This is a genomic window from Rathayibacter sp. SD072 (assembly GCF_017355185.1).
In the GTDB taxonomy this organism is placed as follows: domain Bacteria; phylum Actinomycetota; class Actinomycetes; order Actinomycetales; family Microbacteriaceae; genus Rathayibacter.
Map to the genome: position 1 here is coordinate 116,603 of NZ_JADILJ010000002.1, position 24,321 is coordinate 140,923.

Below are 24,321 nucleotides of genomic sequence, written 5' to 3' on the forward strand. Positions count from 1 at the left end.
GTGGCGACCTCAGCTCCTGCTCCCGAAGTGCGGCGGACGACCGTCCTCGCCCCTCGCAGGGTCACCGGCGATCCGCGTGCGAGCGGATCGTCGTACCCGGAACGCGACCCGCTCCTCCCCCGGCGCCCATGCGCGGTAGCCGACCGCGCGACGATCGACGAGGAACGAGGAGAACGTCGAAGGGCCCGGTCGCGAAGCGACCGGGCCCTTCAGGAACTCAGTGGTCCCAGTTCTCCACGGGCTCCACCGAGCTGGAGGAGCCGACGACGTGCACGCGCATGTCGTTCGTGGTGCCGGCGCGCCCGGGGGGCGATCCGGAGACGACGACGACCGTCTCGCCCGGCTTGGCGAGGCCCTTGTTGAGGAGCACGGCGTCGACCTGCGCGAACATCGCGTCGGTGTGGTTCACGCGCGGGGTCACGAAGGACTGGACGCCCCAGTTCAGCGCCATGCGGCGTCGCACCGCCGGCTCCGGCGTGAAGCCGATGATGGGGATGCCGTGGCGCAGGCGGGTCATGCGGCGCACGGAGTCGCCCGACTCGGTGAACACGCAGAGGAACTTCGCCTCGACGAACTCGGCGACCTCGGCGGCGGCCAGCGTGACGGATCCGCCCTGGGTGCGCGGCTTGCTGCCGAGCGGGGGGATCCGCTCCAGGCCGTGCTCCTCGGTCGACTCGACGATGCGCGCCATGGTCTGGACGGTGACGACCGGCCAGGCTCCGACGCTGGTCTCGCCCGAGAGCATGACCGCGTCGGCACCGTCGAGGATCGCGTTCGCGACGTCCGAGGCCTCGGCGCGGGTGGGGCGCGGGCTCTCGATCATCGACTCGAGCATCTGGGTCGCGACGATGACCGGCTTGGCCCAGCGGCGCGCGAGCTCGACGGCGTGCTTCTGCACGATCGGGACCGCCTCGAGGGGCAGCTCGACGCCCAGGTCGCCGCGCGCGACCATGATGCCGTCGAAGACGTCGATGATCTCCTGCAGGTTGTCGACCGCCTGCGGCTTCTCGATCTTGGCGATGACGGGAGCCTTGCGGCCCTCCTCCGCCATGATCTCGTGCACGCGGGTGATGTCGCTGGCGTTGCGGACGAAGGACAGCGCGATGATGTCGGCTCCCAGGCGGATCGCCCAGCGGAGGTCGTCCTCGTCCTTCTGCGACAGCGCGGGGACGTTCACCGCGACGCCGGGCAGGTTGATGCCCTTGTTGTTCGAGACGTTGCCGGGGACGACGACCTCGGTGACGACGCGGGGGCCCTCGACGGCCGTGACGCGGACCGCGACCTTGCCGTCGTCGATGAGGAGCATGTCGCCCGGGTTCACGTCGTCGGGCAGGCCCTTGAACGTGGTGCCCGAGAGCTCCTTGGTGCCCACGACGTCCTCGGTCGTGATGGTGAAGACGTCACCCTCGGCGAGGGCGTACGGGCCGCCCTCGAACTTGCCGAGGCGGATCTTCGGGCCCTGGAGGTCGACCAGGATCGCGACCGCGCGTCCGGCGTCGTCGGCCGCCTTGCGGACGATGCGGTAGATGCCCTCGTGGACGTCGTAGCTGCCGTGGCTGAGGTTCATGCGGGCCACGTCCACGCCGGCGTCGATGATCGCACGAATGGTCTCGTACGACGACGTTGCCGGGCCGAGGGTGGCGACGATTTTCGCTCGTCTCATTGAGGGGGTGCTCCGTTGTTCTGCGCCCGGAGGCGCGTCGTTAGCGGGGAGGGTGAGCAGGGATTGCCAGCGCGAGACTATCGCCTCGGCGCGACTAGAGGGTGAAGCCGCGGTCGTTCGGGCCGACGGGCGCGGGGAGCTGCGTGGTGCCCTCGAGGTAGCGGTCGACCTCGGCCGCGACGGAGCGGCCCTCGGCGATCGCCCACACGATGAGGGACTGGCCGCGGCCCGCGTCTCCGGCGACGAACACGCCGGGGGCGGTCGTCTCGAAGTTGGCGCCGCGGTCGACGTTGCCGCGGTCCGTGAACGGCACGGCGAGCTGACCTGCCAGGCGGTCCGACTCCGGGCCGGTGAAGCCCAGGGCCAGCAGGACCAGGTCGGCCGGGATCTCGCGCTCGGTGCCGCTCTTGGGGACGCGGCGCCCGTCGAGGTACTCGGTCTCGGCGACGCGCACCGCGCGCACCTCGCCGACCTCGTTCGAGAGGAACTCCACGGTGGAGGCCAGGAACATCCGCTCGCCGCCCTCCTCGTGGGCGCTCGAGACCTCGAACACGGTCGGGTCCATCGGCCAGGGCTGGCTGTCCGGTCGCTCCGACGGCGGCTGCTTGCCGATCGCCAGGTTGGTGACGGACGCGGCCTTCTGGCGGTGCGCGGTGCCGATGCAGTCGGCTCCGGTGTCGCCGCCGCCGAGGACCACGACGTGCTTGCCCTCCGCGCTGATCTGCTCGAAGACGGTGTCGCCCGCGAGCACGCGGTTGGACTGCACGAGGTACTCCATGGCGAAGTGCACGCCCGAGAGGTCGCGGCCCGGGATCGGCAGGTCGCGCGGCACGAGGGCACCGGTCGCGACCACGACTGCGTCGTAACGCGCGCGGAGATCGTCCCAGGTGATGTCCTGACCGATGTCGACGCCCGCGCGGAAGCGGGTGCCCTCGGCCTTCATCTGGTTCAGCCGCAGCTCGAGGTGCTTCTTCTCCATCTTGAAGTCCGGGATGCCGTAGCGCAGGAGTCCGCCGATGCGGTCGTCGCGCTCGTACACGGCGACGGTGTGGCCCGCGCGGGTCAGCTGCTGAGCAGCGGCGAGGCCGGCGGGGCCGGAACCGACGACCGCGACGGTCTTGCCGGTGAGGCGCTCGGGCGGGTGCGGCTGCACCCAGTCGTTGCCGAAGGCCTGGTCGATGATCGAGACCTCGATCTGCTTGATCGTGACCGCGGGCTGGTTGATGCCGAGCACGCACGACGACTCGCACGGAGCCGGGCAGAGCCGGCCCGTGAACTCCGGGAAGTTGTTCGTCGCGTGCAGGCGCTCGATGGCCTGGCGGCCCTCGCCGCGCCACATCAGGTCGTTCCACTCCGGGATCAGGTTCCCGAGCGGGCAGCCCTTGTGGCAGAACGGGATGCCGCAGTCCATGCAGCGTCCGGCCTGGCGTCGCAGCACGGCGGGATCGCCCTGCTCGTACACCTCTTTCCAGTCCATCAGCCGCACGGACACCGGGCGCCGCTTGGGCAGCTCCCGGTCCTGCACCTTCAGGAACCCCTTGGGATCAGCCACCGGTCACCTCCAGAATCCGTCCCCAGACGACGTCGCCGTCGGGGTCGAGCCCCTCTTCGACAGCGGATGCACGCGTCGCGAGCACCGCGGCGAAGTCGCGGGGCAGTACCTTGACGAAACGCGAGACGGTTCCGTCGAAATCGTCGAGCATGCCCTGGGCCAGGGTGGACTCGGTCTCGGCGACGTGGCGCTCGAGAAGGTCGCGGAGCATCTCGACATCGGCGCTGTCGAGCGCCGAGAGCGTGAGCTCCCCGGAGGCGAGGGCGTCGCGGTTGACGAGCTCGCGCTGGAGCCCGTGCACGTAGGCCGTGCCACCGGACATGCCCGCGCCGAGGTTCCGACCCGTGTCGCCGAGGATCACGGCCAGGCCGCCGGTCATGTACTCGAGCGCGTGGTCGCCCACGCCCTCGACGACCGCCGTCGCCCCGGAGTTGCGGACGAGGAACCGCTCGCCGACCATGCCGCGGATGAACATCGTGCCCTGGGTCGCCCCGTAGCCGATGACGTTGCCCGCGATCACGTTGGTCGAGGCGTCGAAGGTGCTGCGGCGGTCGGGCCGCACCACGATCTGGCCGCCCGAGAGGCCCTTGCCGACGTAGTCGTTCGAGTCGCCCTCGAGCCGCAGGGTGATGCCCGCGGGGAGGAAGGCGCCGAGAGACTGCCCGGCGGAGCCGCGCAGCGACACGACGATGGAGTCGGCCGGCAGGCCGTTCTCGCCGTAGCGCACCGTGACCTCGTGACCGAGCATGGTTCCGACCGCGCGCTCGGTGTTCTTGATCTCGCGCTCGATCCTGACGGTGCCTCGGTGATCGAGCACGTTCGCCGCGAGGCGGATGAGCTCGTTGTCGAAGTGCTTCTCGAGCTCGTGCTCCTGGGCGCGGCCGTGGCGGCGCGGCTCCTCGGCCGTGAAGACGGGGCCGACGAGGATCGGCGTGAGGTCCAGGCCGCTCGCCTTCCAGTGCTCGATCGCCTGGTTGACGTCGAGCAGCTCGCGGTGGCCGACGATCTCGTCGATGCTGCGGAAGCCGAGCTGCGAGAGGTACTCGCGCACCTCCTGGGCGATGAACTCGAAGAAGTTGACGACGAACTCCGGCTTGCCCGAGAAGCGCTTGCGCAGCTCCGGGTTCTGCGTGGCGACGCCGACGGGGCAGGTGTCGAGGTGGCAGACGCGCATCATGATGCAGCCCTCGACGATCAGCGGAGCGGTCGCGAAGCCGAACTCCTCGGCTCCGAGCAGCGCGCCGATCACGACGTCGCGGCCGGTCTTCATCTGACCGTCGACCTGCACCACGACGCGGTCGCGCATGCCGTTGAGCATGAGCGTCTGCTGCGTCTCGGCGAGACCGAGCTCCCACGGCGTGCCCGCGTGCTTGAGCGAGTTGACCGGGCTCGCGCCCGTGCCGCCGTCGTGGCCCGAGACGAGGATGACGTCGGCCAGGGCCTTCGCCGTTCCCGCCGCGACCGCGCCGATGCCGGACTGGCTGACCAGCTTGGCGTGGATGCGGGCGGAGGGGTTCGCGCGCTTGAGGTCGAAGATCAGCTGCTTGAGGTCCTCGATCGAGTAGATGTCGTGGTGCGGGGGCGGCGAGATGAGGCCGACGCCGGCGGTCGCGTGACGGGTGCGCGCGATCCACGGGTACACCTTGGTCGGCGGCAGCTGACCGCCCTCGCCGGGCTTCGCGCCCTGGGCGAGCTTGATCTGGATGTCGTCGGCGTGGGTGAGGTACATGCTCGTGACGCCGAAGCGGCCCGAGGCGACCTGCTTGATCGCGGAACGGCGCTCGGGGTCGAGCAGTCGCTCCGTGTCCTCGCCGCCCTCGCCGGTGTTCGACTTGGCGCCGAGGCGGTTCATCGCGATGGCGAGCGTCTCGTGCGCTTCCGGCGAGATGGAGCCGTAGCTCATCGCACCGGTCGAGAAGCGCTTGACGATCGACTCGACCGGCTCGACCTCGTCGATCGGCACGGGCGTCCGCCCCTCGGTGTCGAGGGTGAACATGCCGCGGAGGGTCATGAGCGAGCTCGCCTGGTCGTCGACCATCTTCGTGTACTCGCGGAACACGTCGTAGCGCCGGTTGCGCGTGGAGTGCTGCAGCCGGAAGACGGTGTCGGGGTTGAAGAGGTGCGGGGCGCCGTCGCGGCGCCACTGGTACTCGCCGCCGACGGCCAGGCGCTCGTGCGCGACGACCGCGCCGTCCTCGGGGTACGCGGCGCGGTGGCGCGCGGCGTTCTCCTCGGCGACGACGTCGATCCCGATGCCGCCGAGCTTCGAGACGGTGCCCGTGAAGTACTGGTCGACGAAGGCCTGGCTGAGGCCGACGGCCTCGAAGGTCTGCGCTCCCGCGTAGCTCGACACCGTCGAGATGCCCATCTTGGACATGATCTTCAGCACGCCCTTGCCGAGCGCCTTGATCACGTTCTTGACGGCCTTCTCGGGCGAGATGTCCGAGAGCATGCCGCTGCGCACGAGCTGCTCGCAGGTCTCCATGGCGAGGTACGGGTTGACGGCGGACGCACCGTAGCCGATCAGGGTCGCGACGTGGTGCACCTCGCGGACGTCGCCGGCCTCGACGACCAGCCCGACGCGCATCCGGTTCTCGGTGCGGATCAGGTGGTGGTGCACGGCCGCGAGCATCAGCAGGGACGGGATCGGAGCGAGGTCCTTCGTGGAGTCGCGGTCCGACAGCACGAGGAACTGCGCACCGGCCGCGATCGCCTCGTCGGCCTCGCTGCACATCTCGTCGATGCGGTCCTGCATGGCGCGGGGACCGGCGTCGACGCGGTAGAGGCCGCGGATCGTCGTGGTGATGTGGCTGAGCGGACGCGGAGCGATGTGCTGGATCTTGGCCAGCTCGTCGTTGTCGATCACCGGGAAGTCGAGGACGACCTGACGGGCGTGCTCGGCCCCGGCCGACAGCAGGTTGCGCTCCGGGCCGAGCCCGAGGCGCAGCGACGTGACGACCTCCTCGCGGATGGAGTCGAGTGGCGGGTTGGTGACCTGCGCGAACGCCTGGGTGAAGTAGTCGAACAGCAGACGGGGGCGCTTGGACAGCACGGCGACGGGCGTGTCGGAGCCCATCGCTCCGAGCGGCTCGGCGCCGGCCTTCGCCATCGGCAGCAGGAGGAGGCGGACCTCCTCCTCCGTGTAGCCGAACGTGCGCTGACGGCGGTTGACGGACGCCGGCGTGTGCACGATGTGCTCGCGCTCGGGCAGGTCCTTGAGGTTGATCCGGCCCTTGTCGAGCCACTCCTCGAAGGGACCGGACTCGGCGAGCTGCCCCTTGATCTCCTCGTCCTCGACGATGCGGCCCTGCTCGGTGTCGACCAGGAACATGCGTCCGGGCTGGAGGCGGCCTTTGCGGACCACCTTCGCGGGGTCGATGTCGAGCACGCCGATCTCGCTCGCGAGCACGACGAGGCCGTCATCGGTCACGACGTAGCGTCCCGGACGGAGTCCGTTGCGGTCGAGGGTGGCGCCGACGAGCTCGCCGTCGGTGAAGACGATGGCGGCGGGGCCGTCCCACGGCTCCATGAGCATCGAGTGGTACTCGTAGAACGCGCGGCGCTTCTGGTCGATCGCGGCGGCCTGGTTCTCCCACGCCTCCGGCACCATCATCATGATCGCGTGCGGCAGCGAGCGGCCGGCGAGGTTCAGCAGCTCCACGGTCTCGTCGAACGAGGCGGAGTCGCTGCGCCCGGGAGAGACGATCGGGAACAGCGGCGAGAGGTCGCCGAGCTCCTTGCTCTTCAGCTGGGACTGGCGTGCGCGCATCCAGTTGCGGTTGCCCTGCACCGTGTTGATCTCGCCGTTGTGCGCGATCATCCGGAACGGCTGCGCGAGCGGCCACGACGGGAAGGTGTTGGTCGAGTAGCGCGAGTGCACGAGCGCGAGCTTCGAGGTGAAGCGCTCGTCCTGGAGGTCCGGGTAGAACGGCTCGAGCTGGAGCGTCGTCACCATGCCCTTGTAGACGAGCGTGCGGCTCGAGAGCGACATGAAATACACCTCGAGCTCGCGCTCGACGCGCTTGCGCAGGCGGAAGGTCAGCCGGTCCAGGCGCACCGAGGAGAGCGGGGTCCCGGACTCGTCGGTGAGGTCGCTGCGGACGTAGAGCTGCTCGATCGCGGGCATCGCCGCGCGCGCGAGCGTGCCGATCTCGTCCGGCTGCACCGGGACGGACCGCCACCCCACGACGGTGAGGCTCTCCTCGCGGGCGATGTCGGCGATCGTCGACTTGACGCGCTCGCGCTCGAAGACGTCGACCGGGAGGAACGCGTTGCCGACGGCGTACTGGCCGAGCGGCGGCAGCTCGAAGGCCGCGACCGCACGGAGGAAGTCGTCCGGGATCTGCGTGATGATGCCGGCGCCGTCCCCGGTGCCCGCATCGGAGCCGACCGCGCCTCGGTGCTCGAGGTTGCGCAGGGCGTCGAGGGCCGCGTCGATGATGTCGTGCCCGGCGGTGCCGCGCATGGTGGCGACCATCGCGAGACCGCAGGCGTCCTTCTCGGCCGCAGGGTCGTACATGCCCTGGGCGGGCGGAGTGCCGAGGAACGGCACGACGGGGACGCGGGGCGAGGGCTGGGCGGGTGCCATGTCAGGAACCGTCCTCACGAGAGTTGTGGCGGATGGGGACGTCGCTGGCCCGCAGGGTGGTGATGGAGGGTCGGCTCCCCGATCGGGAGGGCCGTGTCGTGGGGGTCACGCGCCGTCGGCGTGACCGCACGGACGACACGCGGCAGCGCTTGTGGCTGAGCCGTGGAGTGCGATCGTGCGGTTGTCGGGCACCGGATCATCGGCCGCGGGAGTCCCGCGGCCTCCGTCAGGTGCGGGAGACCGTCGGCTTCTCGGCGCCGGCGCCGGAAGCAGCAGTGGTGGGTGCGTGCGAGTCGGACTCGACGTCCTCGAATTCTACCGCAGCCTCGGCCGGCTTCCACTCCTTGCCGGGGCGGTAGGCGGACGGTTCCGCGCCGGTGTGCTCGCGCTTCTGCACGATCACGAGGACGAGGCCGATCACGACGGCGAGCAGCGCGGCCCAGACGTTCGTCCGGATGCCCCAGAAGACCTCGCTCGGGTCGACGCGGATCGACTCGAACCAGACGCGGCCGACGCCGTACCAGATGAGGTAGGCGGCGAAGACGGTGCCCCACTGCAGCTTCAGGCGGCGCTCGAGCAGCAGGATCACCGCGATGCCGACGACGTTCCAGAGGATCTCGTAGAGGAAGGTCGGGTGGAACAGCGTGCCCTCGGGCAGCCCGACCGGGTACGCGGGGTTCGAGGTCGGGACCTCGAGGCCCCAGGGCAGCGTCGTGGGCAGTCCGTAGAGCTCCACGTTGAACCAGTTGCCGAGGCGGCCGAGGGCCTGGGCGGCGAGCATGCCGGGCGCGAGCGCGTCCGCGAAGGTCCAGAAGCGGACCCCGGTCCACCGGCAGCCGATCCAGGCGCCGACGGCACCGCCGATCAGCCCGCCGAAGATGGCGTTTCCGCCCTCCCAGATGTAGAGCGTGCGCAGCAGATCCGCGCCGTCGTAGAAGTAGTCGCCCGGGTGGGTGAGCACGTGGTAGATCCGCGCCCCCACGATGCCCAGCGGGACCGCCCAGATGATGATGTCGAGCACGACCCACGGCTCGGCGCCGCGGCGCTTCAGTCGTGCGTTCGTCATGATCGTCGCGACGACGATGCCGGCGAGGATGCACAGCGCGTAGGTGTGGATCGAGAAGGTCCGGTCGAAGAGCGTGAAGTCGTACTGACTCCACGCCTCGGGCGGGCTCGGGATGCTCAGCGGTACGGACACCGGTACGTCGACCTTTCGAACGGAGGGGTTCCCCGGGCACGACGACGTCGCGCCCCGACGGGCACTGCGATTGTAGTGGGAGCCGTCAGGCGCGCAGGCGCGTGCCGTCGGCCAGACCGCGTGCCGTCTCTGCCACGGCGTCGACTCCTCCGGACGCGAGAGCGCGCACCAGGGCGGAGCCGACGATGGCGCCGTCGGCGTAGGCGAGGATCTCGGCGACCTGCTCCCCCGTCGAGATGCCCAGGCCGACGCAGGCGCTCTCGGACCCGGCGGAGCGGAGGCGGTCGACGAGCGTCCGAGCGGCGGTGTCGACGTCGGTGCGCGCTCCCGTGATGCCCATGGTGGACACCGCGTAGACGAAGCCCCGGCTCGAGGAGACGGCCTGGCGCAGGCGCTCGTCGGTCGAGGACGGTGCGGCCAGGAACACCCGGTCCAGGCCCAGGCGCTCGGAGACGGCGATCCACTCCGCGCCCTCGTCGGGGATGAGGTCGGGGGTGATGAGACCCGACCCGCCCGCCTCGGCGAGGTCGGTCGCGAAGCGCTCCACCCCGTACTGCAGCACGGGGTTGTAGTAGGTCATGACAAGCACGGGCACGTCGACGCGGGAGCGGATCTCGCGCACGGCCTCGAAGCCGTGACGCAGCTTGAAGCCGCCGGCGATCGCGGTCTGCGTCGCCTGCTGGATCACCGGACCGTCCATGACGGGGTCGGAGTAGGGCAGTCCGAGCTCGATCGCGTCGACGCCGTTCTCGGCCATGGCGACCGCGGCGTCGATGCTCGTCGCGAGGTCGGGGAAGCCCACGGGGAGGTACCCGATGAGGGCCCCTGCGGCCTCGGTGTTGCGCCGGCGGACGGTCTCGGCGACGCTGGGCCCCACTCCGCTCACGACTGCACCGCTCCCTGGTCCATCAGGCCGAAGTAGTGCGCGGCCGTCGTCATGTCCTTGTCGCCGCGTCCGGACAGGTTGACGAGGATGGTCGCCTCCGGACCCAGCTCGCGCCCGAGCACCAGCGTGCCGGCGAGGGCGTGCGCGGACTCGATCGCGGGGATGATGCCCTCGGTGCGGCTGAGGAGCTTGAGCGCGTCCATGGCCTCGCCGTCGGTCACGGCGCGGTAGTCGGCGCGGCCGATGCTCGCGAGCCACGCGTGCTCGGGTCCGACACCGGGGTAGTCCAGGCCCGCCGAGATGGAGTGCGACTCGACGGTCTGCCCGTCCTCGTCCTGGAGGAGGAAGCTGCGCGCGCCGTGCAGGACGCCGGGGCGGCCCTTGCTGATCGTCGCCGCGTGGCGCGGGGTGTCGATGCCGTCGCCGCCGGCCTCGAAGCCGACGAGTCGGACCTCGGGGTCGTCGAGGAACGCGTGGAAGATGCCCATGGCGTTCGAGCCGCCGCCCACGCAGGCCGTGACGGCCGTGGGGAGCGATCCGGTGAGCTCGAGGACCTGCTCGCGCGCCTCCTCGCCGATGATCTTCTGGAAGTCGCGCACGAGGGCGGGGAACGGGTGCGGACCCGCGACCGTGCCGAAGATGTAGTTGGTCGATTCGACGTTCGTCACCCAGTCGCGCATGGCGTCGTTGATCGCGTCCTTGAGGGTGCGCGATCCGGTCGTCACCGAGACGACCTCGGCGCCGAGCAGTCGCATGCGGGCGACGTTGAGCGCCTGGCGCTCGGTGTCGACCTCGCCCATGTAGACGACGCACTCGAGGCCGAACAGGGCCGCGGCCGTGGCCGTGGCGACGCCGTGCTGGCCCGCTCCGGTCTCGGCGATCACGCGGGTCTTGCCGATGCGCTTGGTCAGGAGCGCCTGGCCGAGCACGTTGTTGATCTTGTGCGAGCCGGTGTGGTTGAGGTCCTCGCGCTTGAGGATGATGCGCGCACCGCCGGCGTGCGCCGCGAAGCGGGGCACCTCGGTGATGATCGAGGGCCGGCCCGTGTAGCTGCGGTGCAGCTCCATGAGCTCCGCGTGGAACTCGGGGTCGACCTTCGTGCGCTCGTACTCGGCGCTCAGCTCATCGAGCGCCTCGACGAGGGATTCGGGGACGTAGCGACCGCCGAAGTCGCCGAAGTAGGGGCCGAGTTCGTCTCGGAGGGCCATGGCAGTACCGCCAGTCGGTGTCAGTGCGCCAGGAAGCTGGCGAGGGTGGAAACGGGGTCGCCGCCGGTGACGAGGGCCTCCCCGACGAGGACGACGTCGGCGCCGGAGCGCCTGTAGTGGGCCACGTCGTCGGCGGAGAGGACCGCCGATTCGGCGACCTTCACCGCGTCGGCGGGGAAGCGCTCGGAGAGGCGGCCGAAGAGGTCGCGGTCGAGCTCGAAGGTGGACAGGTCGCGGGCGTTCACGCCGATGAGACGGGCGCCGAGGTCCGAGGCGCGCTCCAGCTCGTCGGCCGAGTGGGTCTCGACCAGCGGGGTCATGCCGAGGTCGAGGATCAGGGCGTGGAGCTCGCTCAGGACGCTCTGCTCGAGCGCCGCGACGATGAGGAGCACGAGATCGGCTCCCGCCGCACGGGCCTCGAGCACCTGGTAGGGCTCGGCGATGAAGTCCTTGCGCAGGACGGGGATCGACACCTGCGCGCGGACCGACTCGAGATCGGCGAGCGACCCCTTGAAGCGGCGCTCCTCGGTGAGGACGCTGATCGCACTCGCTCCGCCCTGCTCGTACTGCGACGCCAGGGCTGCGGGGTCGGGGATCTCGGCGAGGGCGCCGCGGGACGGGCTCGACCGCTTCACCTCGGCGATGATCCGGACGCGCTCGCCCGGAGCCAGCGCGGCGAGGGCGTCGATCGCGGGAGCGCGCAGAGCGGCTCGCCGCTCGACCTCGGCGAGCGGGACGGTCTCGCGGCGCGTCGCCGCGTCGGCCAGAGCGCCGGCGGTCAGATCGGTGAGCACCTAGGCGCGCGCCTTCGGGTTGGCCTTGGAGCCGTTCACTCCGTAGCCGGCCTTGGCCATGCCCATGCCGACGAGGAGGCCGACGATCACGAGACCGGCGGAGAGCCACACGACGAGCGGGACGTCGAACCAGAAGGCGATCGTGCCGATCGTGAACCCGACCAGCATGATGACGACGGCCGTCCACGCGGCCGGCGAGTGGCCGTGGCTGTCTTCGTCGTGCTCGGTGCTCATGGTTCTCCTCCTGGACGTGCATCGGGACCCCACGAGTCTAGCGGTTCGCGCCCGAGGGCTCCCCCGCGCTCGGGGCGGGTCGTCAGCGTCCCGATGTGGGGTCGTCGCCCCGGGAGAGCTCGTCCCAGGAGACGACGGGATCGATCGTGCCGTCGTCCGTCTCGACGGTCGAGGCGCCGTGCCCGTAGCCGTCGGCGGGCTCGAAGCGGGAGACGCGCTTCTTCTTCCGCGCGTCCGGCCAGCGGCGGACGGTTGCGAGCACTCCGACGCCCAGCACGGCCGTCAGGGCGCCCGCGACGAGGGCGACGACGGGCCACGCGGTCGCGGTCGACGATCCCACGAGGGCGGCCACCGACTGCTCGCCGGCGATGGCCGTCGCCTCCGTGACGACGGAGGAACCGGCGCGCACCGGGTCGCTGAGGGCCGTCGACGCCGCCAGGACCACGGAGGCGCCGAGCACGACCTGCAGGAGGCCGAGCACGATGCGGAACGCCGGACCGGCGATGGCCAGGGCCGCAGCGAGCGCGAGACCCGCCAGCGCGAGCGCCGAGAGCGCGGGAGCCGCCACCGTGCCCGCGACGTCCAGACCGTCGGTCGCACCGGCGAGCGTCAGCACGAACCACGTCTGCGTCGAGGAGGTCAGCTCGAGCGCGGCCAGCAGGACGATCCCGAGGATCGCCCCGTACTTGAGCCGCCGAGCGCTCACGGCTCCTCGGAGGTGACGGCGTCGAGCGGGTCCACGTCGAAGCAGGAGTGCTCCCCCGTGTGGCAGGCGGCGCCGATCTGCTCGACCTGCACGAGGAGCGCGTCGGCGTCGCAGTCGAGGGCCGCTCCGCGCACGTGCTGGGCGTGGCCGGACGTGTCGCCCTTGCGCCAGTACTCCTGTCGTGAGCGCGACCAGAAGGTGACGCGACCCTCGGTGAGCGTGCGGCGCAGGGCCTCGCGGTCCATCCAGCCCATCATCAGGACCTCGCGGGTGTCGTGCTGCTGGATGATCGCGGGCAGCAGCCCGGCGGCGTCGAAGGTCGCGCGGTCGAGGACGGCGTCGAGCTCGGGATCGGTCATCGTCGGATCTCCAGGCCTGCGCCGTCGAGGGCGCGCTTCACGTCGTCGATGGTCATCTCGCGGTTGTGGAAGACCGAGGCCGCCAGCACGGCGTCGGCGCCCGCCTCGATCGCGGGCGCGAAGTGCTCGACGGCGCCGGCGCCTCCGGAGGCGATGACCGGCACCGAGCTGACCTCGCGCATCGCGGCGACCAGCTCCAGGTCGAAGCCCTGCTTGGTGCCGTCGGCGTCGATCGAGTTGACGAGCAGCTCGCCGGCCCCGCGCTCGACGGCTTCGGCCGCCCACGCGAGGGCGTCGACGGTGGTCTCGCGGCGACCGCCGTGGGTCGTGACGACGAACCCGGACGGCGTGGCGTCGCTCCGCTTGACGTCGAGCGAGAGGACGAGCACCTGCGCCCCGAAGACGTCGGCGATCTCGCCGACGAGCGCCGGGCGGGCGAGGGCGGCGGAGTTGACGCCCACCTTGTCGGCGCCGTGCGCGAGCAGGCGCGACACGTCGTCGACGCCGCGCACGCCGCCGCCGACCGTCAGCGGGATGAAGACCTGCTCGGCCGTCGCGCGGACCACGTCGTAGGTGGTGGAGCGGTCGTCGACCGTCGCGGTCACGTCGAGGAAGGTCAGCTCGTCGGCGCCCTGCTCGAAGTAGAGGCGGGCGAGCTCGACCGGGCCGCCGGCATCGCGGAGGTTCTGGAAGTTGACGCCCTTGACGACGCGCCCGGCGGCGACGTCGAGGCACGGGATGACGCGGACGGCGAGGCTCATCGCTGCCGTCCTAGAGGCGCGCGGCGTGGATCGACGTGACCAGGATGGCGCGGGCGCCCAGGTCGTACAGGCGGTCCATCACCTGGTTCATGTCGGCGCGCGGCACCATCACGCGGACGGCGACCCAGTCGGCGTCGTGCAGCGGCGAGACGGTCGGCGACTCGAAGCCCGGTGCGATGTCCGTCGCGGCCTCGAGGAGGGCGACGGGGCAGTCGTAGTCGAGCAGCACGTACTCGCGGGCGACCAGCACGCCCTGGAGGCGGCGCAGCAGGACGGGGATGCCCTCGGGCTCCCCCGCGGCCGAGACGAGCACGGCGGTGGAGTCGAGGATGACCGGGCCGAAGATCTCGAGTCCGGCCTTGCGGAGCGTGGTGCCGGTCTCGACGACGTCGGCGATCACGTCGGCCACTCCGAGCTGGATCGCGGACTCGACCGCTCCGTCCAGGCGGATGAGCGACACCTCGACTCCGTGCTCGCGGAGGAAGGACCCGACGAGCCCGGGGTAGCTCGTGGCGACGCGCAGGCCGTCGATCTCGGAGAGGTCCGTGTAGCGGCCCGCGGGGCCGGCGAAGCGGAAGGTCGAGTTCGCGAAGCCCAGGCTCGCGATCTCACGGGCCTCGGAGCCCGAGTCGATGAGCAGGTCGCGGCCCGTCACTCCGACGTCGAGGGCGCCCGAGCCGACGTAGGTCGCGATGTCGCGCGGCCGGAGGTAGAAGAACTCGACGCCGTTGCGCTCGTCGACGACGTGCAGCTCCTTGGGGTCGCGGCGGCCGGTGTAGCCGGCCTCGGCCAGCATCTGGCCGGCGGTCTCGGAGAGCGAACCCTTGTTGGGAACGGCGACGCGCAGGAGCGCGGGCGGGGTGGTGGTCACGGCAGGACGTCCTCTGGAGCTCGAGGGTGATTCGGTGAGCGGCGGTCTCGTCGTCGACACGGCGGTCGCGGACGCGCCTCGATGTGCGTGGGAGCGCGCGGCGACGGAGCGTCGGCGCACTCCGGCGATCGGAGGGAGGCTCACAGATGTCGGTAGACGTCGGCCGTCGTCAGGCCCTTCGCCAGCATCAGCACCTGGAGGTGGTACAGCAGCTGCGAGATCTCCTCGGCGGTGCGCTCGTCGCCCTCGTACTCGGCGGCCATCCAGACCTCGGCGGCCTCCTCGACGATCTTCTTGCCGATGAAGTGCACACCGGCGTCGAGCTCGCGGACCGTGCCCGACCCCTCGGGGCGCGCGGCGGCCTTCTCGCCCAGCTCAGCGAAGAGGTCGTCGAAAGTTTTCACCGGGGAAGTCTATACGCGCGGCGCCCCGGGGCAGGATCAGTGGCGGTGCAGGATCGAGGACGCGGTGTCGCGGAGGGCGGCGATCGCCTTCTCGGGGTCGTCGGCGCCGAAGACGGCCGAACCGGCGACGAACGTGTCGGCGCCCGCCTCGGCGGCGATCTCGATGGTGCCGGGGGCGATCCCTCCGTCGACCTGGAGCCAGACGTCGAGCCCGGAGTCGCGGACGGCGCGGCGGAGCGCGTGCAGCTTGGGCATCGTCTCCTCCATGAAGGACTGGCCGCCGAAGCCGGGCTCGACCGTCATCACGAGCACCTGGTCGAACTCGGGCAGCAGCTCGAGGTACTCCTCGACGGCCGTCCCGGGCTTGAGGGCGATCCCCGCGCGCGAGCCGATGTCGCGGAGCCGGCGCGCCAGGGCCACGGCGTCGCGCACCGCCTCGGCGTGGAAGGTGACGGAGTAGGCGCCCGTCTCGGCGTACCCGGGCGCCCAGCGGTCCGGGTCCTCGATCATCAGGTGCACGTCGAGCGGGCGCGGCGTGACCTCCTGGAGGCGCTGCACCATGGGCAGCCCGAACGTGAGGTTCGGGACGAAGTGGTTGTCCATCACGTCGACGTGCACGAGATCGGCCGACGCGATCCGCTGCAGCTCGGCCTCGAAGTTGACGAAGTCGGCGGAGAGGATGCTGGGGTTGATCCGTGCGGGCATGCCGACCAGCCTAGGAGATCGCCCCGGCCGGATCCGCGCGCCGCAGCAGCTGGATGAACATGGCGTCGGTGCCGTGGCGGTGCGGCCAGAGCTGCACGTGGCGCGCCCCCTCCGGCAGATCGAGCTCGTCGAGCGTCACGCGCCGGAGGACCTCCGGGGTGTCCATCAGCTCGAGGCCGTCCCCGTAGCGCTCCTGGGCCAGAGCGAGGACCCGTCGCGTCTCGCCGAGGTGCGGCGAGCACGTGACGTAGGCGAGAACGCCGCCCGGGGCGAGCGCCTGGAGCGCCGAGTCGAGCAGCTCGCCCTGAAGGGACGCGAGCGGCTCCACGTCGGCCGCCGTCTTGCGCCAGCGCGCCTCCGGTCGTCGGCGCAGGGCTCCCAGCCCGGTGCAGGGGGCATCGAGGAGGATCCGATCGAAGGCACCGGGCTGCTCGACGCCGAGATCACGGCCGTCGCCCGTGCGCACCTGGACGTCCGGGTCCACTGCGGCGAGGGCCTGGCGGACGAGACCCGCGCGGCCGGGCACGACCTCGTTCGCGAGGAGCGACGCGCCGCCCAGGCGCGCCTCGGCCGCGAGGAGGGCCGCCTTGCCGCCGGGGCCGGCGCAGAGGTCGAGCCAGCGCTCCCCCTCGCGGACCGGGAGTGCTCGCGACAGCGCCAGCGCCGCGAGCTGCGAGCCCTCGTCCTGCACCCGCACGCGCCCCTCGCGCACGGCGTCGACGGCCTCGGGGTTGCCTCCCGTGCTCACGAGTCCGACCGGGGACCAGCGGTCGGCGGCGGCATCGGGCACGTCCGCGGCGTCGGCGAGACCGGGGAGCGCGACGAGGTTCACCCGCGGAGCCGCGTTGTCGGCCGCGAGAAGAGCGTCCAGCTCGTCGGCGCGGCCCTCCGCCGCCAGAGCGCGGCGCAGCGCCTTGACGATCCAGAGCGGGTGGGAGCTGAGGGCCGCGATGCGGTCATCGGCCGAGACCGCCGCGGCTGAGACGCGCTCGCGCCACTCCTCGGCCGAGCCCCGCGAGACGCTGCGGAGCACGGCGTTGGCGAAGGAGACCGCCCCCCGGGACGCATCGGCGGCCACGAGGGCGACGCTCTCGTTCACCGCCGCGTGCGGAGCGACGCGGGTGCCGAGGAGCTGGTGCACGCCGAGGCGGAGGGCGTCGAGGACGGGCTCGTCGATCGACTCGATCGCCCGCCCGGCCGCGAGCACGATCACGCGGTCGTAGTAGCCGGACATGCGCAGCGTCCCGTAGCAGAGCTCGGTCGCGAGTCCGGCGTCGGCCGGCGAGAGTCCTGCGGCGCGGATCCGGCCGGGGAGGACGAGGTTGGCGTAGGCGTCCGACCCGCTGACGGCGCGCAGGACGTCGTACGCGACCCGGCGGGCGGGGGCGACCTCGCGACGGGCGCTCATCGCAGCACCGTGCTCTCGCGCAGGCCCCTGGCCCAGTCGGCGGCGGCCATCGGCTTCTTGCCCGCCGGCTGCACGGTGACGAGCTCGACGGCTCCGTCGCCGGTGCCCACGAGCGCACGGCCCTGCTCGACGAGGACCGCGCCCGGCTCGAGCGCCGGCGCCTCCTCGACCGCGCGAGCCGCCAGCACCTTCAGGCGGGAGTCGCCGAGGGCGGTGGAGGCGCCCGGCTCCGGCGTCGTCCCGCGGATCAGGGCGAGGACGCGACCGCTCGACGCGCTCCAGTCCAGGCGCCCGTCGGACACGTCGAGCTTGGGGGCGAGCGTCACCTCGCCGGACTGCGGCACGGACACGGCGGTCCCCGCGGCGATCGCGTCGACGACCTCGGTCGTGAGAGCGGCACCCGACGCCGCGAGGACCTCGAGGAGCTCTCCCGCTGTGCGCCCGCGCACCTCCTCCGCCAGCTCGGCGAACACGTCACCGGCGTCGAGCTCGGCCACGAGCTGGAACACGCTCGCGCCGATCGTCTCCTCCCCCGCCATCAGGGCACGCTGCACGGGAGCCGCTCCCCGCCAGCGCGGGAGGAGGGAGAAGTGCAGGTTGATCCAGCCGCGAGCCGGCACCGCGAGCAGGCGCGCGCGCACCAGCCCGCCGTACGCGACGATGACGCCGAGATCGGGCGAGAGGGCCTCGATCCGGTCGGTGACGGCCTCGTCGAGGCGGTTCGCCTTGAGGACGGGCAGTCCGAGCTCCTCCGCGACGACGGCGACGGGAGAGGGCGTGAGCACGCGCTTGCGGCCCACGGGGGCGTCCTCGCGGGTGACGACGGCGACCACCTCGTGGTCGGAGGCGGCGAGCGCGCGCAGGGTCGGGACGGCGGGGGCCGGCGTGCCGGCGAAGACGAGGCGCACGGGGTGGGCTCCTGAGTGGCGGTGGTGCGGGCGGATCTAGAGGATGTCGGGATCGTCGAGGCGGACCCGCAGCTTCGGGGCCGGTCGGAAGCGGCCCGGAGTGGTCGGCGGCCGACGGCGGCGGGTGGCGTTGCGGACGACGGCGGACCGGAGCCGGGCGGCCACCTCCGCACCGCGAGCGTAGTCGAAGCGCACGATGGCCCGGACGGAGCCGTCCTCGAGCCCGACCGGTCCGAGGACCTCGTGCCGGTCGCTCTCGTCCAGCGCCTCGAGCGCCTCCTCGACCGCGTGCGCGTCGCCGCTCACGGTGGCCAGGCGCACCGCGGGCGGGAAGCGCAGGGCCCGGCGCTCGAGCAGCTCGGCGCGGAGGTACTCGGCCTGCCGCCAGGTGGCGAGGGCGGTGGCGATCCGCCCGCCCACCCCGACGAGCAGCACCGGGGCCCCGGGCCTGGCCAGCGCGGCCGCGTTCGACCACGTGCGCAGGGCGTCGTCGGCGACCCGCAGGCTCTCGCGCGCCAGCATCCGCTCGCCGTCGAGGAGGAGGACGGCGTGGTAGCCGCCGTCGGCCCGCGGTTCGGCGCCCCGGGTCGCGACGACGAGCGCCGGCTCGTCGGTGAGGGTGAGCACCGGCCGCTGACCGTCGGCGACGACGACCTTGGCACCGGGGAAGGCGCGCCCGAGCTCCTCCGCGGTGCGGCCGGCGCCGAGCGTCACGAGACGGAGCGAGGTGGCCTCGCAGACGGAGCAGCTCCACTCCGCCGCGATCAGCCCGCACCAGCCGCAGCTGGGCCGCGCACCCGCCGAGTGCACGGCCAGCGGTCCCTGGCAGCGGTTGCAGCGCGCGACCGTGCGGCAGCGGGCGCAGGCGACGACGGGCGCGTACCCGGGGCGCGCGACCTGCACCAGCACGGGACCGGAGTCGAGGCCGATGCGCGCCTGCCGCCAGGCGGAGGACGGGATGCGGGCGGCGGCGTCGTGCTCGTCGGCCGCGGACTGCTGCGCGGTGGGCACGACGTGGGGGCGGCGCGCGGGACGCGGCTCGACCTCGGCGGCGAAGCCGATCTCGACGAGGCGCTCGACCTCCACGGTGCGGGTGTGGCCGAGCAGGACGAGGCCGGCCCCGCTCTGCTCCTGGCGGACGAGGGCCACGTCGCGGGCATGGGCGTAGGGGGCGAGGGGCTCGGCGAAGAGCGGATCCCCGTCGTCCCAGAGGGCGATCAGCCCGGGCGACGTCGAGGGTGCGTAGAGGACCGAGCGGTTGCCCACGATCACGCGCGGTCCGGGACCGAGGCAGCGCAGGAACGCGGCGTACCGCTCGGCGCCCTTCTGCCGCGCGTCGAGCCGCACCACGAGCTCCGCCGGCAGCAGGTCGGCCAGGGCGAGCTCGAGCTGCTCCTGGTCCCGGTAGTCCGGCACGGCGAGGATCGCGTCGCCGCCCGCGACGACCGCGTTGCGCGCGAGCTCGGCGAGGGTCAGCGCCCAGCCGCCGATCCAGGTCCCGGTGGAGAGCTGGACGGGGGCGGGCACGGCTCCGACGGCGAGCCGCCCGCCGAGGGGCAGCGCGTCGAAGGCGCCGTCGGCGTACCCGGCGACCGGTGCGGACGCCACCGGGACCGGGACGACCGCCCGCTCCGCCGCGAGGTGCGCCTTCTCGACCCGCACGTGCCGGCGCGGCACCGCGAGGCGCAGGACGTCGCTCGCTCCCCCGGCCGCACGATCGGCGACGCGGCGGGCCAGCGCCCACACCTCGGGGGTGAGGACCACCACCGGCGAGACGAGCTCCTCGAGCTCGCTGAGCGCGCCCGCGTGCTCGGATCCCTCGCCGACCTCGACCACGAAGGCGTCGGCGATGCGGCCGCCGGTGCGCAACGGGACGCGCACGCGGACACCCGGGCGCACCTGCGCCTGCAGCGGCGGCGGGACCGTGTAGTCCAGGAGCCGGTCGAGCTGGGGCAGCGGCGAGTCCAGGAGGACGCGCGCGACGACGGCCGACGCGCCGGAGGGGCTCTCCACCGCCTGCGCCGGGCCCGCTACGAGAGGCCCGCGGCGGAGCGGAGGTCGTCGACGCGGTCCAGGCGCTCCCAGGTGAAGTCGGGGAGCTCGCGGCCGAAGTGCCCGTAGACCGAGGTCTGCGAGTAGATGGGGCGCAGCAGGTCGAGCGCGTGGATGATCGCAGCGGGGCGCAGGTCGAAGACGGACCGGATCGCCTCGGTGATCTGCTCGTCGGGAACGGTGCCGGTGCCGAAGGACTCGACGTAGAGGCCGACGGGAGCGGCCTTGCCGATCGCGTAGGCGACCTGCACCTCGAGGCGGCGGGCGAGCCCGGCCGCGACGGCGTTCTTGGCGACCCAGCGCATCGCGTAGGCGGCCGAGCGGTCGACCTTCGACGGGTCCTTGCCCGAGAAGGCGCCGCCGCCGTGCCGCGAGGCGCCGCCGTAGGTGTCGACGATGATCTTGCGGCCGGTGAGCCCGGCGTCGCCCTGCGGGCCGCCGATCTCGAAGCGCCCGGTGGGGTTGATCAGCAGCCGCACCGCGGAGGAGTCGAGGTCGACGGTCTCGAGGACGGGTCGGATCACGTGCGCCTCGATGTCGGCGTGGATCGTCTCAGTGCTCACGTGCTCGGCGTGCTGCGTCGAGAGGACCACCGTGTCGATGGAGCGGGGCGTCGTGCCGTCGTAGCCGATGGTGACCTGGGTCTTGCCGTCGGGACGGAGGTACTCGAGCTCGCCCGACTTGCGGACGGCGGCGAGGCGCTCGGCGAGACGGTGCGAGAGCCAGCTCGGCAGCGGCATGTACTCGGGGGTCTCGTCAGTGGCGAAGCCGAACATGAGCCCCTGGTCGCCCGCTCCCTGGCGGTCGAAGGCGTCGTCGTCGGACGAGTCGGTGCGGACCTCGAGGGCGGTGTCGACGCCGGCGGCGATCTCGGGCGACTGCTGGCCGATCGAGACCGAGACGCCGCAGGAGCGGCCGTCGAAGCCCTTCTCGGAGGAGTCGTAGCCGATCTCGACGATCGTGTCGCGGACGATCTTGGGGATCTCGACGTAGCCGGAGGTCGAGACCTCACCGGCGACGTGCACGAGGCCGGTGGTGACGAGGGTCTCGACGGCGACGCGGCTCTTGGGGTCCTCGCGGAGCAGGGCGTCGAGGATGCGGTCCGAGATCTGGTCGCAGATCTTGTCGGGGTGCCCCTCGGTCACGGACTCGGAGGTGAAGAGGCGCAGGGGTCCGGAGGAGGTCATGCGGCGGGTCTCATTTCGTTCCGGGGACTGTTCGGCCGGGGCGTCGAGCGCGGTCGGCCCACGGGGAGCGAGGACCACCGACGACGGCAGCGGGGCGCGGCGTCGTGCGGACACGGATCGTCGGGCTCGGGGTGTTCCGCGTCCGACCGGCGGAGGGGCCGCGCTCGGATCTGGTCCGCGCACGCGCGGGACCGCCTGAGAGCAGCCGCCGTCGGCTAGCGCGCGACCACGTCGAGGACGCGGTCGGCCACCGACGCCTTGGTGCCGGAAGCCTCGATCACTATATCCCCGGCCCGATCGAGGACCACGACGGAGTTGCTGTCGCTCTGGAACCCCTCGGTCCAGCCGACCCTGTTGAGGACGAGCAGGTCGCAGCCCTTGCGCGCGATCTTCGCGCGGCCCAGGGCGAGCATCGCCTCGCGGTCGGGCTCGGTCTCGGCGGCGAACCCGACGACGAGCTGGTTCCCCGACCGGGCGGCCGCGATCTCGGCGAGGATGTCGGGGTTCTTCACGAGCTCGAGGACCAGGCGGTCGCCCTGCTGCTCCTTCTTGATCTTCGACTCCGAGACGTCCGCGGGCCGGTAGTCGGCCACGGCCGCCGCCATGACGACGATGTCCGCGTCGGCCGAGGCGGAGAGCGCCGCCTCGCGGAGTTCGAGGGCGGTGCCGACGGCGACGACCGTCACTCCGCGCGGCGCCTCGATGTCGAGGTTCGCCGCCAGAAGGGTCACGCTCGCTCCTCTGGCCGCCGCCGCGAGGGCGAGGGCGACGCCCTGCCGGCCGCTCGAGCGGTTCCCGACGAAGCGGACCGGGTCGAGCGGCTCGCGGGTGCCGCCCGCGGTGACGAGGACCCGCAGGCCCTCCAGGTCGCGCTTCGCGCCGGTCGTGCGGCGGTGGACGGCGAGGGCCTCGGCGACGATCGTCGCCGGCTCCTCCATGCGTCCGGCACCGGAGTCGGTACCCGTCAGCTGCCCGACGGCCGGTCCGACGAGGTGCACGCCGCGCGAGCGGAGCGTCTCGACGTTCGCGACGGTGGCGGGGTTCGCCCACATCTCGGTGTGCATGGCGGGAGCGACGACGAGCGGCGCGGTGCTCGCGAGCACCGTGTTGCCGAGCAGGTCGTCGGCGAGGCCGGTCGCGAGCTTCGCGAGGGTGTGCGCCGTGGCGGGAGCGATCACGATCAGGTCGGCCGCCTGGCCGATCGCCACGTGCCGCACCTCCGCGACGCCCTCGTAGAGCTCCGTGTGCACGGCGTTCCTCGAGATCGCCTCGAGCGTCGGCTTGCCCACGAAGCGCAGGGCGGCCTCGGTGGCCACCACGTGGACGTCGTGGCCCTCGAGGACCAGGGCGCGCACGACTCCGACCGCCTTGTAGGCGGCGATGCCGCCGGTGATGCCGACGACGACGTTCAACCGCCGAGCGGCCTTCCGGGACGAGCGCACCCGCGGGGGGCCGTGCTACTCGGCGAGGGGCTGGGCGACGAGCTTGTCCTCGTTGATCTCGTGGAGAGCGACCGAGAGCGGCTTGTCGTCGATGGTCGAGTCGACCAGCGGGCCGACGTTGTCGAACAGGCTGCCCTCGTGGAGGTCGGCGTAGTAGTCGTTGATCTGGCGCGCGCGCTTGGAGGCGAAGATCACCAGCGCGTACTTCGAGTCGACCTTCGAGAGGAGCTCGTCGATGGGCGGGTCGATGATGCCGAGGTTGTTGGCCATGGTGTCTCCTTGTTGGCTTGTCAGCTTGTTGGCTTGTCAGCACTGCGGGGCGCGTGAGCGCCGATCTGCGGCTCCGGAGGCGCGCGACGCGGCGGCGCCTCGGGGCTGGGCCCTGTCGGCGGTCGGGGCGTCGGCCCGGAGGTGGTCGGTGGCCCGGACGTCAGCGGCCCGGGTCGGCGGGCGCGCCGTCGGAACGAGGCGACATCAATTCTACGACCTCGCGGGCCGCTTCGGGCACTGTGCTGTTCACGACCGCGAAATCGAACTCGTCCTGCGCGGCCAGTTCGACCCGTGCCGTGGCCAGCCGGCGCTGCTGCTCCTCGGGGCTCTCGGTGCCCCGGCCGACCAGGCGGCGCACGAGCTCGTCCCAGCTGGGCGGCAGGAGGAAGACCAGTCGGGCGTCCGGCATCCGCTCGCGGACCTGCCGGGCCCCCTGGATGTCGATCTCGAGCATGACCTGCCGGCCCTGCGCGAGCGCGGCGTCGATCGGGCCGCGCGGAGTGCCGTAGCGGTAGGCGTTGTGCACGGTGGCGTACTCGAGGAACTCCCCCGCCTCGACCATGCGGTCGAACTCGGCGTCGTCGATGAAGTAGTAGCTGACGCCGTCGACCTCCCCTGGACGCGGCGCCCGGGTCGTCGCCGACACCGAGAGCAGGACCTCGGGGTAGTTCTCGCGGATGTAGGTGGAGACGGTGCCCTTGCCGACGGCGGTGGGTCCGGCGAGGACGACGAGGCGGGTCCGCTCACCGCGGCGCTGGCGCGCCTCGCGCTGCTCGAGGAAGGAGTTCAGTCCCTCCACCTGGCGGCGGCCGAGACCGCCGAGGCGCTTGGACGGAGCGATCTGCAGCTGCTCCATCACCCGCGGCGTCTTCACGACCCCGAGAGCCGGGACCGCGCGCAGCAGCTCGCTCACGCGCATCCGTCCCTCCACTCCGGTGGGGTCGGTCTGCGCCGCGGCCAGGACGGCGGTGGCGGGACGCTCACCCGAGGCGACGTCCTTCTTCACGCTCGCCCGGGCGCGCCGGGCGGCGATCGCGGCGGCGGACGCGGCGAGACGGTCGACCTCGGGGGGCGACGGACGGCGGCTGCCGGTCGTGACCGGTCCGGTCTCGGCGGGGCTCACGG

General features: G+C 72.3%; 21 protein-coding genes. All 21 read right to left on the minus strand.

Annotated elements, in window-relative coordinates; all coding sequences use genetic code 11:
* Positions 1-217 precede the first annotated feature (217 nt).
* Positions 218-1,663, minus strand: coding sequence for a pyruvate kinase (pyk, locus tag IOC53_RS01630; RefSeq protein ID WP_056867201.1), 1,446 nt, complete (start codon positions 1,661-1,663; stop codon positions 218-220).
* Positions 1,664-1,757: 94 nt separating this feature from the next.
* Positions 1,758-3,215 carry a glutamate synthase subunit beta gene (locus IOC53_RS01635; RefSeq protein WP_207402644.1) on the minus strand — a complete coding sequence of 486 codons (1,458 nt, stop codon included), beginning with the start codon at positions 3,213-3,215 and terminating at the stop codon, positions 1,758-1,760.
* Positions 3,208-7,803: a glutamate synthase large subunit gene (gene gltB / locus IOC53_RS01640; protein WP_207402645.1), complete on the minus strand. Its 4,596-nt coding sequence runs from the start codon at positions 7,801-7,803 to the stop codon at positions 3,208-3,210. Before gltB ends, IOC53_RS01635 begins: the two co-directional genes overlap by 8 nt.
* 226 nt (positions 7,804-8,029) lie before the next feature.
* Complete coding sequence (gene lgt, locus IOC53_RS01645) at positions 8,030-9,001, minus strand: prolipoprotein diacylglyceryl transferase (RefSeq protein ID WP_307786023.1); 972 nt, start codon at positions 8,999-9,001, stop codon at positions 8,030-8,032.
* 85 nt (positions 9,002-9,086) lie between these two features.
* Entirely contained in the window at positions 9,087-9,887 is an 801-nt protein-coding gene (gene trpA / locus IOC53_RS01650) for a tryptophan synthase subunit alpha (RefSeq protein ID WP_207402646.1), read from the minus strand.
* Complete coding sequence (gene trpB / locus IOC53_RS01655) at positions 9,884-11,095, minus strand: tryptophan synthase subunit beta (protein WP_207402647.1); 1,212 nt, start codon at positions 11,093-11,095, stop codon at positions 9,884-9,886. The genes trpA and trpB overlap by 4 nt, the downstream gene beginning before the upstream one ends.
* Before the next feature lie 20 nt (positions 11,096-11,115).
* Entirely contained in the window at positions 11,116-11,889 is a 774-nt protein-coding gene (gene trpC / locus IOC53_RS01660) for an indole-3-glycerol phosphate synthase TrpC (RefSeq protein ID WP_207402648.1), read from the minus strand.
* Positions 11,890-12,123 (minus strand): DUF6704 family protein, encoded by a 234-nt coding sequence (locus IOC53_RS01665; RefSeq protein ID WP_056867205.1) that lies wholly within the window; start codon positions 12,121-12,123, stop codon positions 11,890-11,892. It lies immediately after the preceding gene.
* Positions 12,124-12,205: 82 nt separating this feature from the next.
* Positions 12,206-12,829 carry a Trp biosynthesis-associated membrane protein gene (locus tag IOC53_RS01670; RefSeq protein WP_207402649.1) on the minus strand — a complete coding sequence of 208 codons (624 nt, stop codon included), beginning with the start codon at positions 12,827-12,829 and terminating at the stop codon, positions 12,206-12,208.
* Positions 12,826-13,188, minus strand: a complete 363-nt coding sequence (gene hisI, locus IOC53_RS01675) for a phosphoribosyl-AMP cyclohydrolase (RefSeq protein WP_207402650.1) — start codon at positions 13,186-13,188, stop codon at positions 12,826-12,828. The genes IOC53_RS01670 and hisI overlap by 4 nt, the downstream gene beginning before the upstream one ends.
* On the minus strand, positions 13,185-13,949 hold the full coding sequence (hisF, locus tag IOC53_RS01680) for an imidazole glycerol phosphate synthase subunit HisF (RefSeq protein WP_207402651.1): 765 nt from the start codon (positions 13,947-13,949) through the stop codon (positions 13,185-13,187). The genes hisI and hisF overlap by 4 nt, the downstream gene beginning before the upstream one ends.
* A gap of 10 nt (positions 13,950-13,959) precedes the next feature.
* Positions 13,960-14,820 carry an ATP phosphoribosyltransferase gene (gene hisG / locus IOC53_RS01685; RefSeq protein WP_207402652.1) on the minus strand — a complete coding sequence of 287 codons (861 nt, stop codon included), beginning with the start codon at positions 14,818-14,820 and terminating at the stop codon, positions 13,960-13,962.
* A gap of 140 nt (positions 14,821-14,960) precedes the next feature.
* Positions 14,961-15,224, minus strand: a complete 264-nt coding sequence (locus IOC53_RS01690; protein WP_055791842.1) for a phosphoribosyl-ATP diphosphatase — start codon at positions 15,222-15,224, stop codon at positions 14,961-14,963.
* Positions 15,225-15,260: 36 nt separating this feature from the next.
* Positions 15,261-15,929, minus strand: coding sequence for a ribulose-phosphate 3-epimerase (rpe, locus tag IOC53_RS01695; RefSeq protein ID WP_207402653.1), 669 nt, complete (start codon positions 15,927-15,929; stop codon positions 15,261-15,263).
* A gap of 10 nt (positions 15,930-15,939) precedes the next feature.
* Entirely contained in the window at positions 15,940-17,337 is a 1,398-nt protein-coding gene (locus IOC53_RS01700) for an RsmB/NOP family class I SAM-dependent RNA methyltransferase (RefSeq protein ID WP_207402654.1), read from the minus strand.
* Positions 17,334-18,245, minus strand: coding sequence for a methionyl-tRNA formyltransferase (fmt, locus tag IOC53_RS01705; RefSeq protein ID WP_207402655.1), 912 nt, complete (start codon positions 18,243-18,245; stop codon positions 17,334-17,336). Before fmt ends, IOC53_RS01700 begins: the two co-directional genes overlap by 4 nt.
* 36 nt (positions 18,246-18,281) lie before the next feature.
* A complete protein-coding gene (locus IOC53_RS01710; protein ID WP_207402656.1) occupies positions 18,282-20,258 on the minus strand; it encodes a primosomal protein N' in 1,977 nt (658 codons plus the stop codon).
* Positions 20,259-20,275: 17 nt separating this feature from the next.
* The gene (gene metK / locus IOC53_RS01715; protein ID WP_207402657.1) at positions 20,276-21,484 is read right to left on the minus strand and encodes a methionine adenosyltransferase; all 1,209 of its coding nucleotides are present in this window, start codon (positions 21,482-21,484) and stop codon (positions 20,276-20,278) included.
* A 215-nt stretch (positions 21,485-21,699) separates the two neighbouring features.
* The gene (coaBC, locus tag IOC53_RS01720) at positions 21,700-22,896 is read right to left on the minus strand and encodes a bifunctional phosphopantothenoylcysteine decarboxylase/phosphopantothenate--cysteine ligase CoaBC (RefSeq protein ID WP_207402658.1); all 1,197 of its coding nucleotides are present in this window, start codon (positions 22,894-22,896) and stop codon (positions 21,700-21,702) included.
* 45 nt (positions 22,897-22,941) lie between these two features.
* Positions 22,942-23,196: a DNA-directed RNA polymerase subunit omega gene (gene rpoZ, locus IOC53_RS01725; RefSeq protein WP_055791825.1), complete on the minus strand. Its 255-nt coding sequence runs from the start codon at positions 23,194-23,196 to the stop codon at positions 22,942-22,944.
* A gap of 160 nt (positions 23,197-23,356) precedes the next feature.
* Positions 23,357-24,319, minus strand: a complete 963-nt coding sequence (gene gmk / locus IOC53_RS01730; protein WP_207402681.1) for a guanylate kinase — start codon at positions 24,317-24,319, stop codon at positions 23,357-23,359.
* Positions 24,320-24,321: the final 2 nt, after the last annotated feature.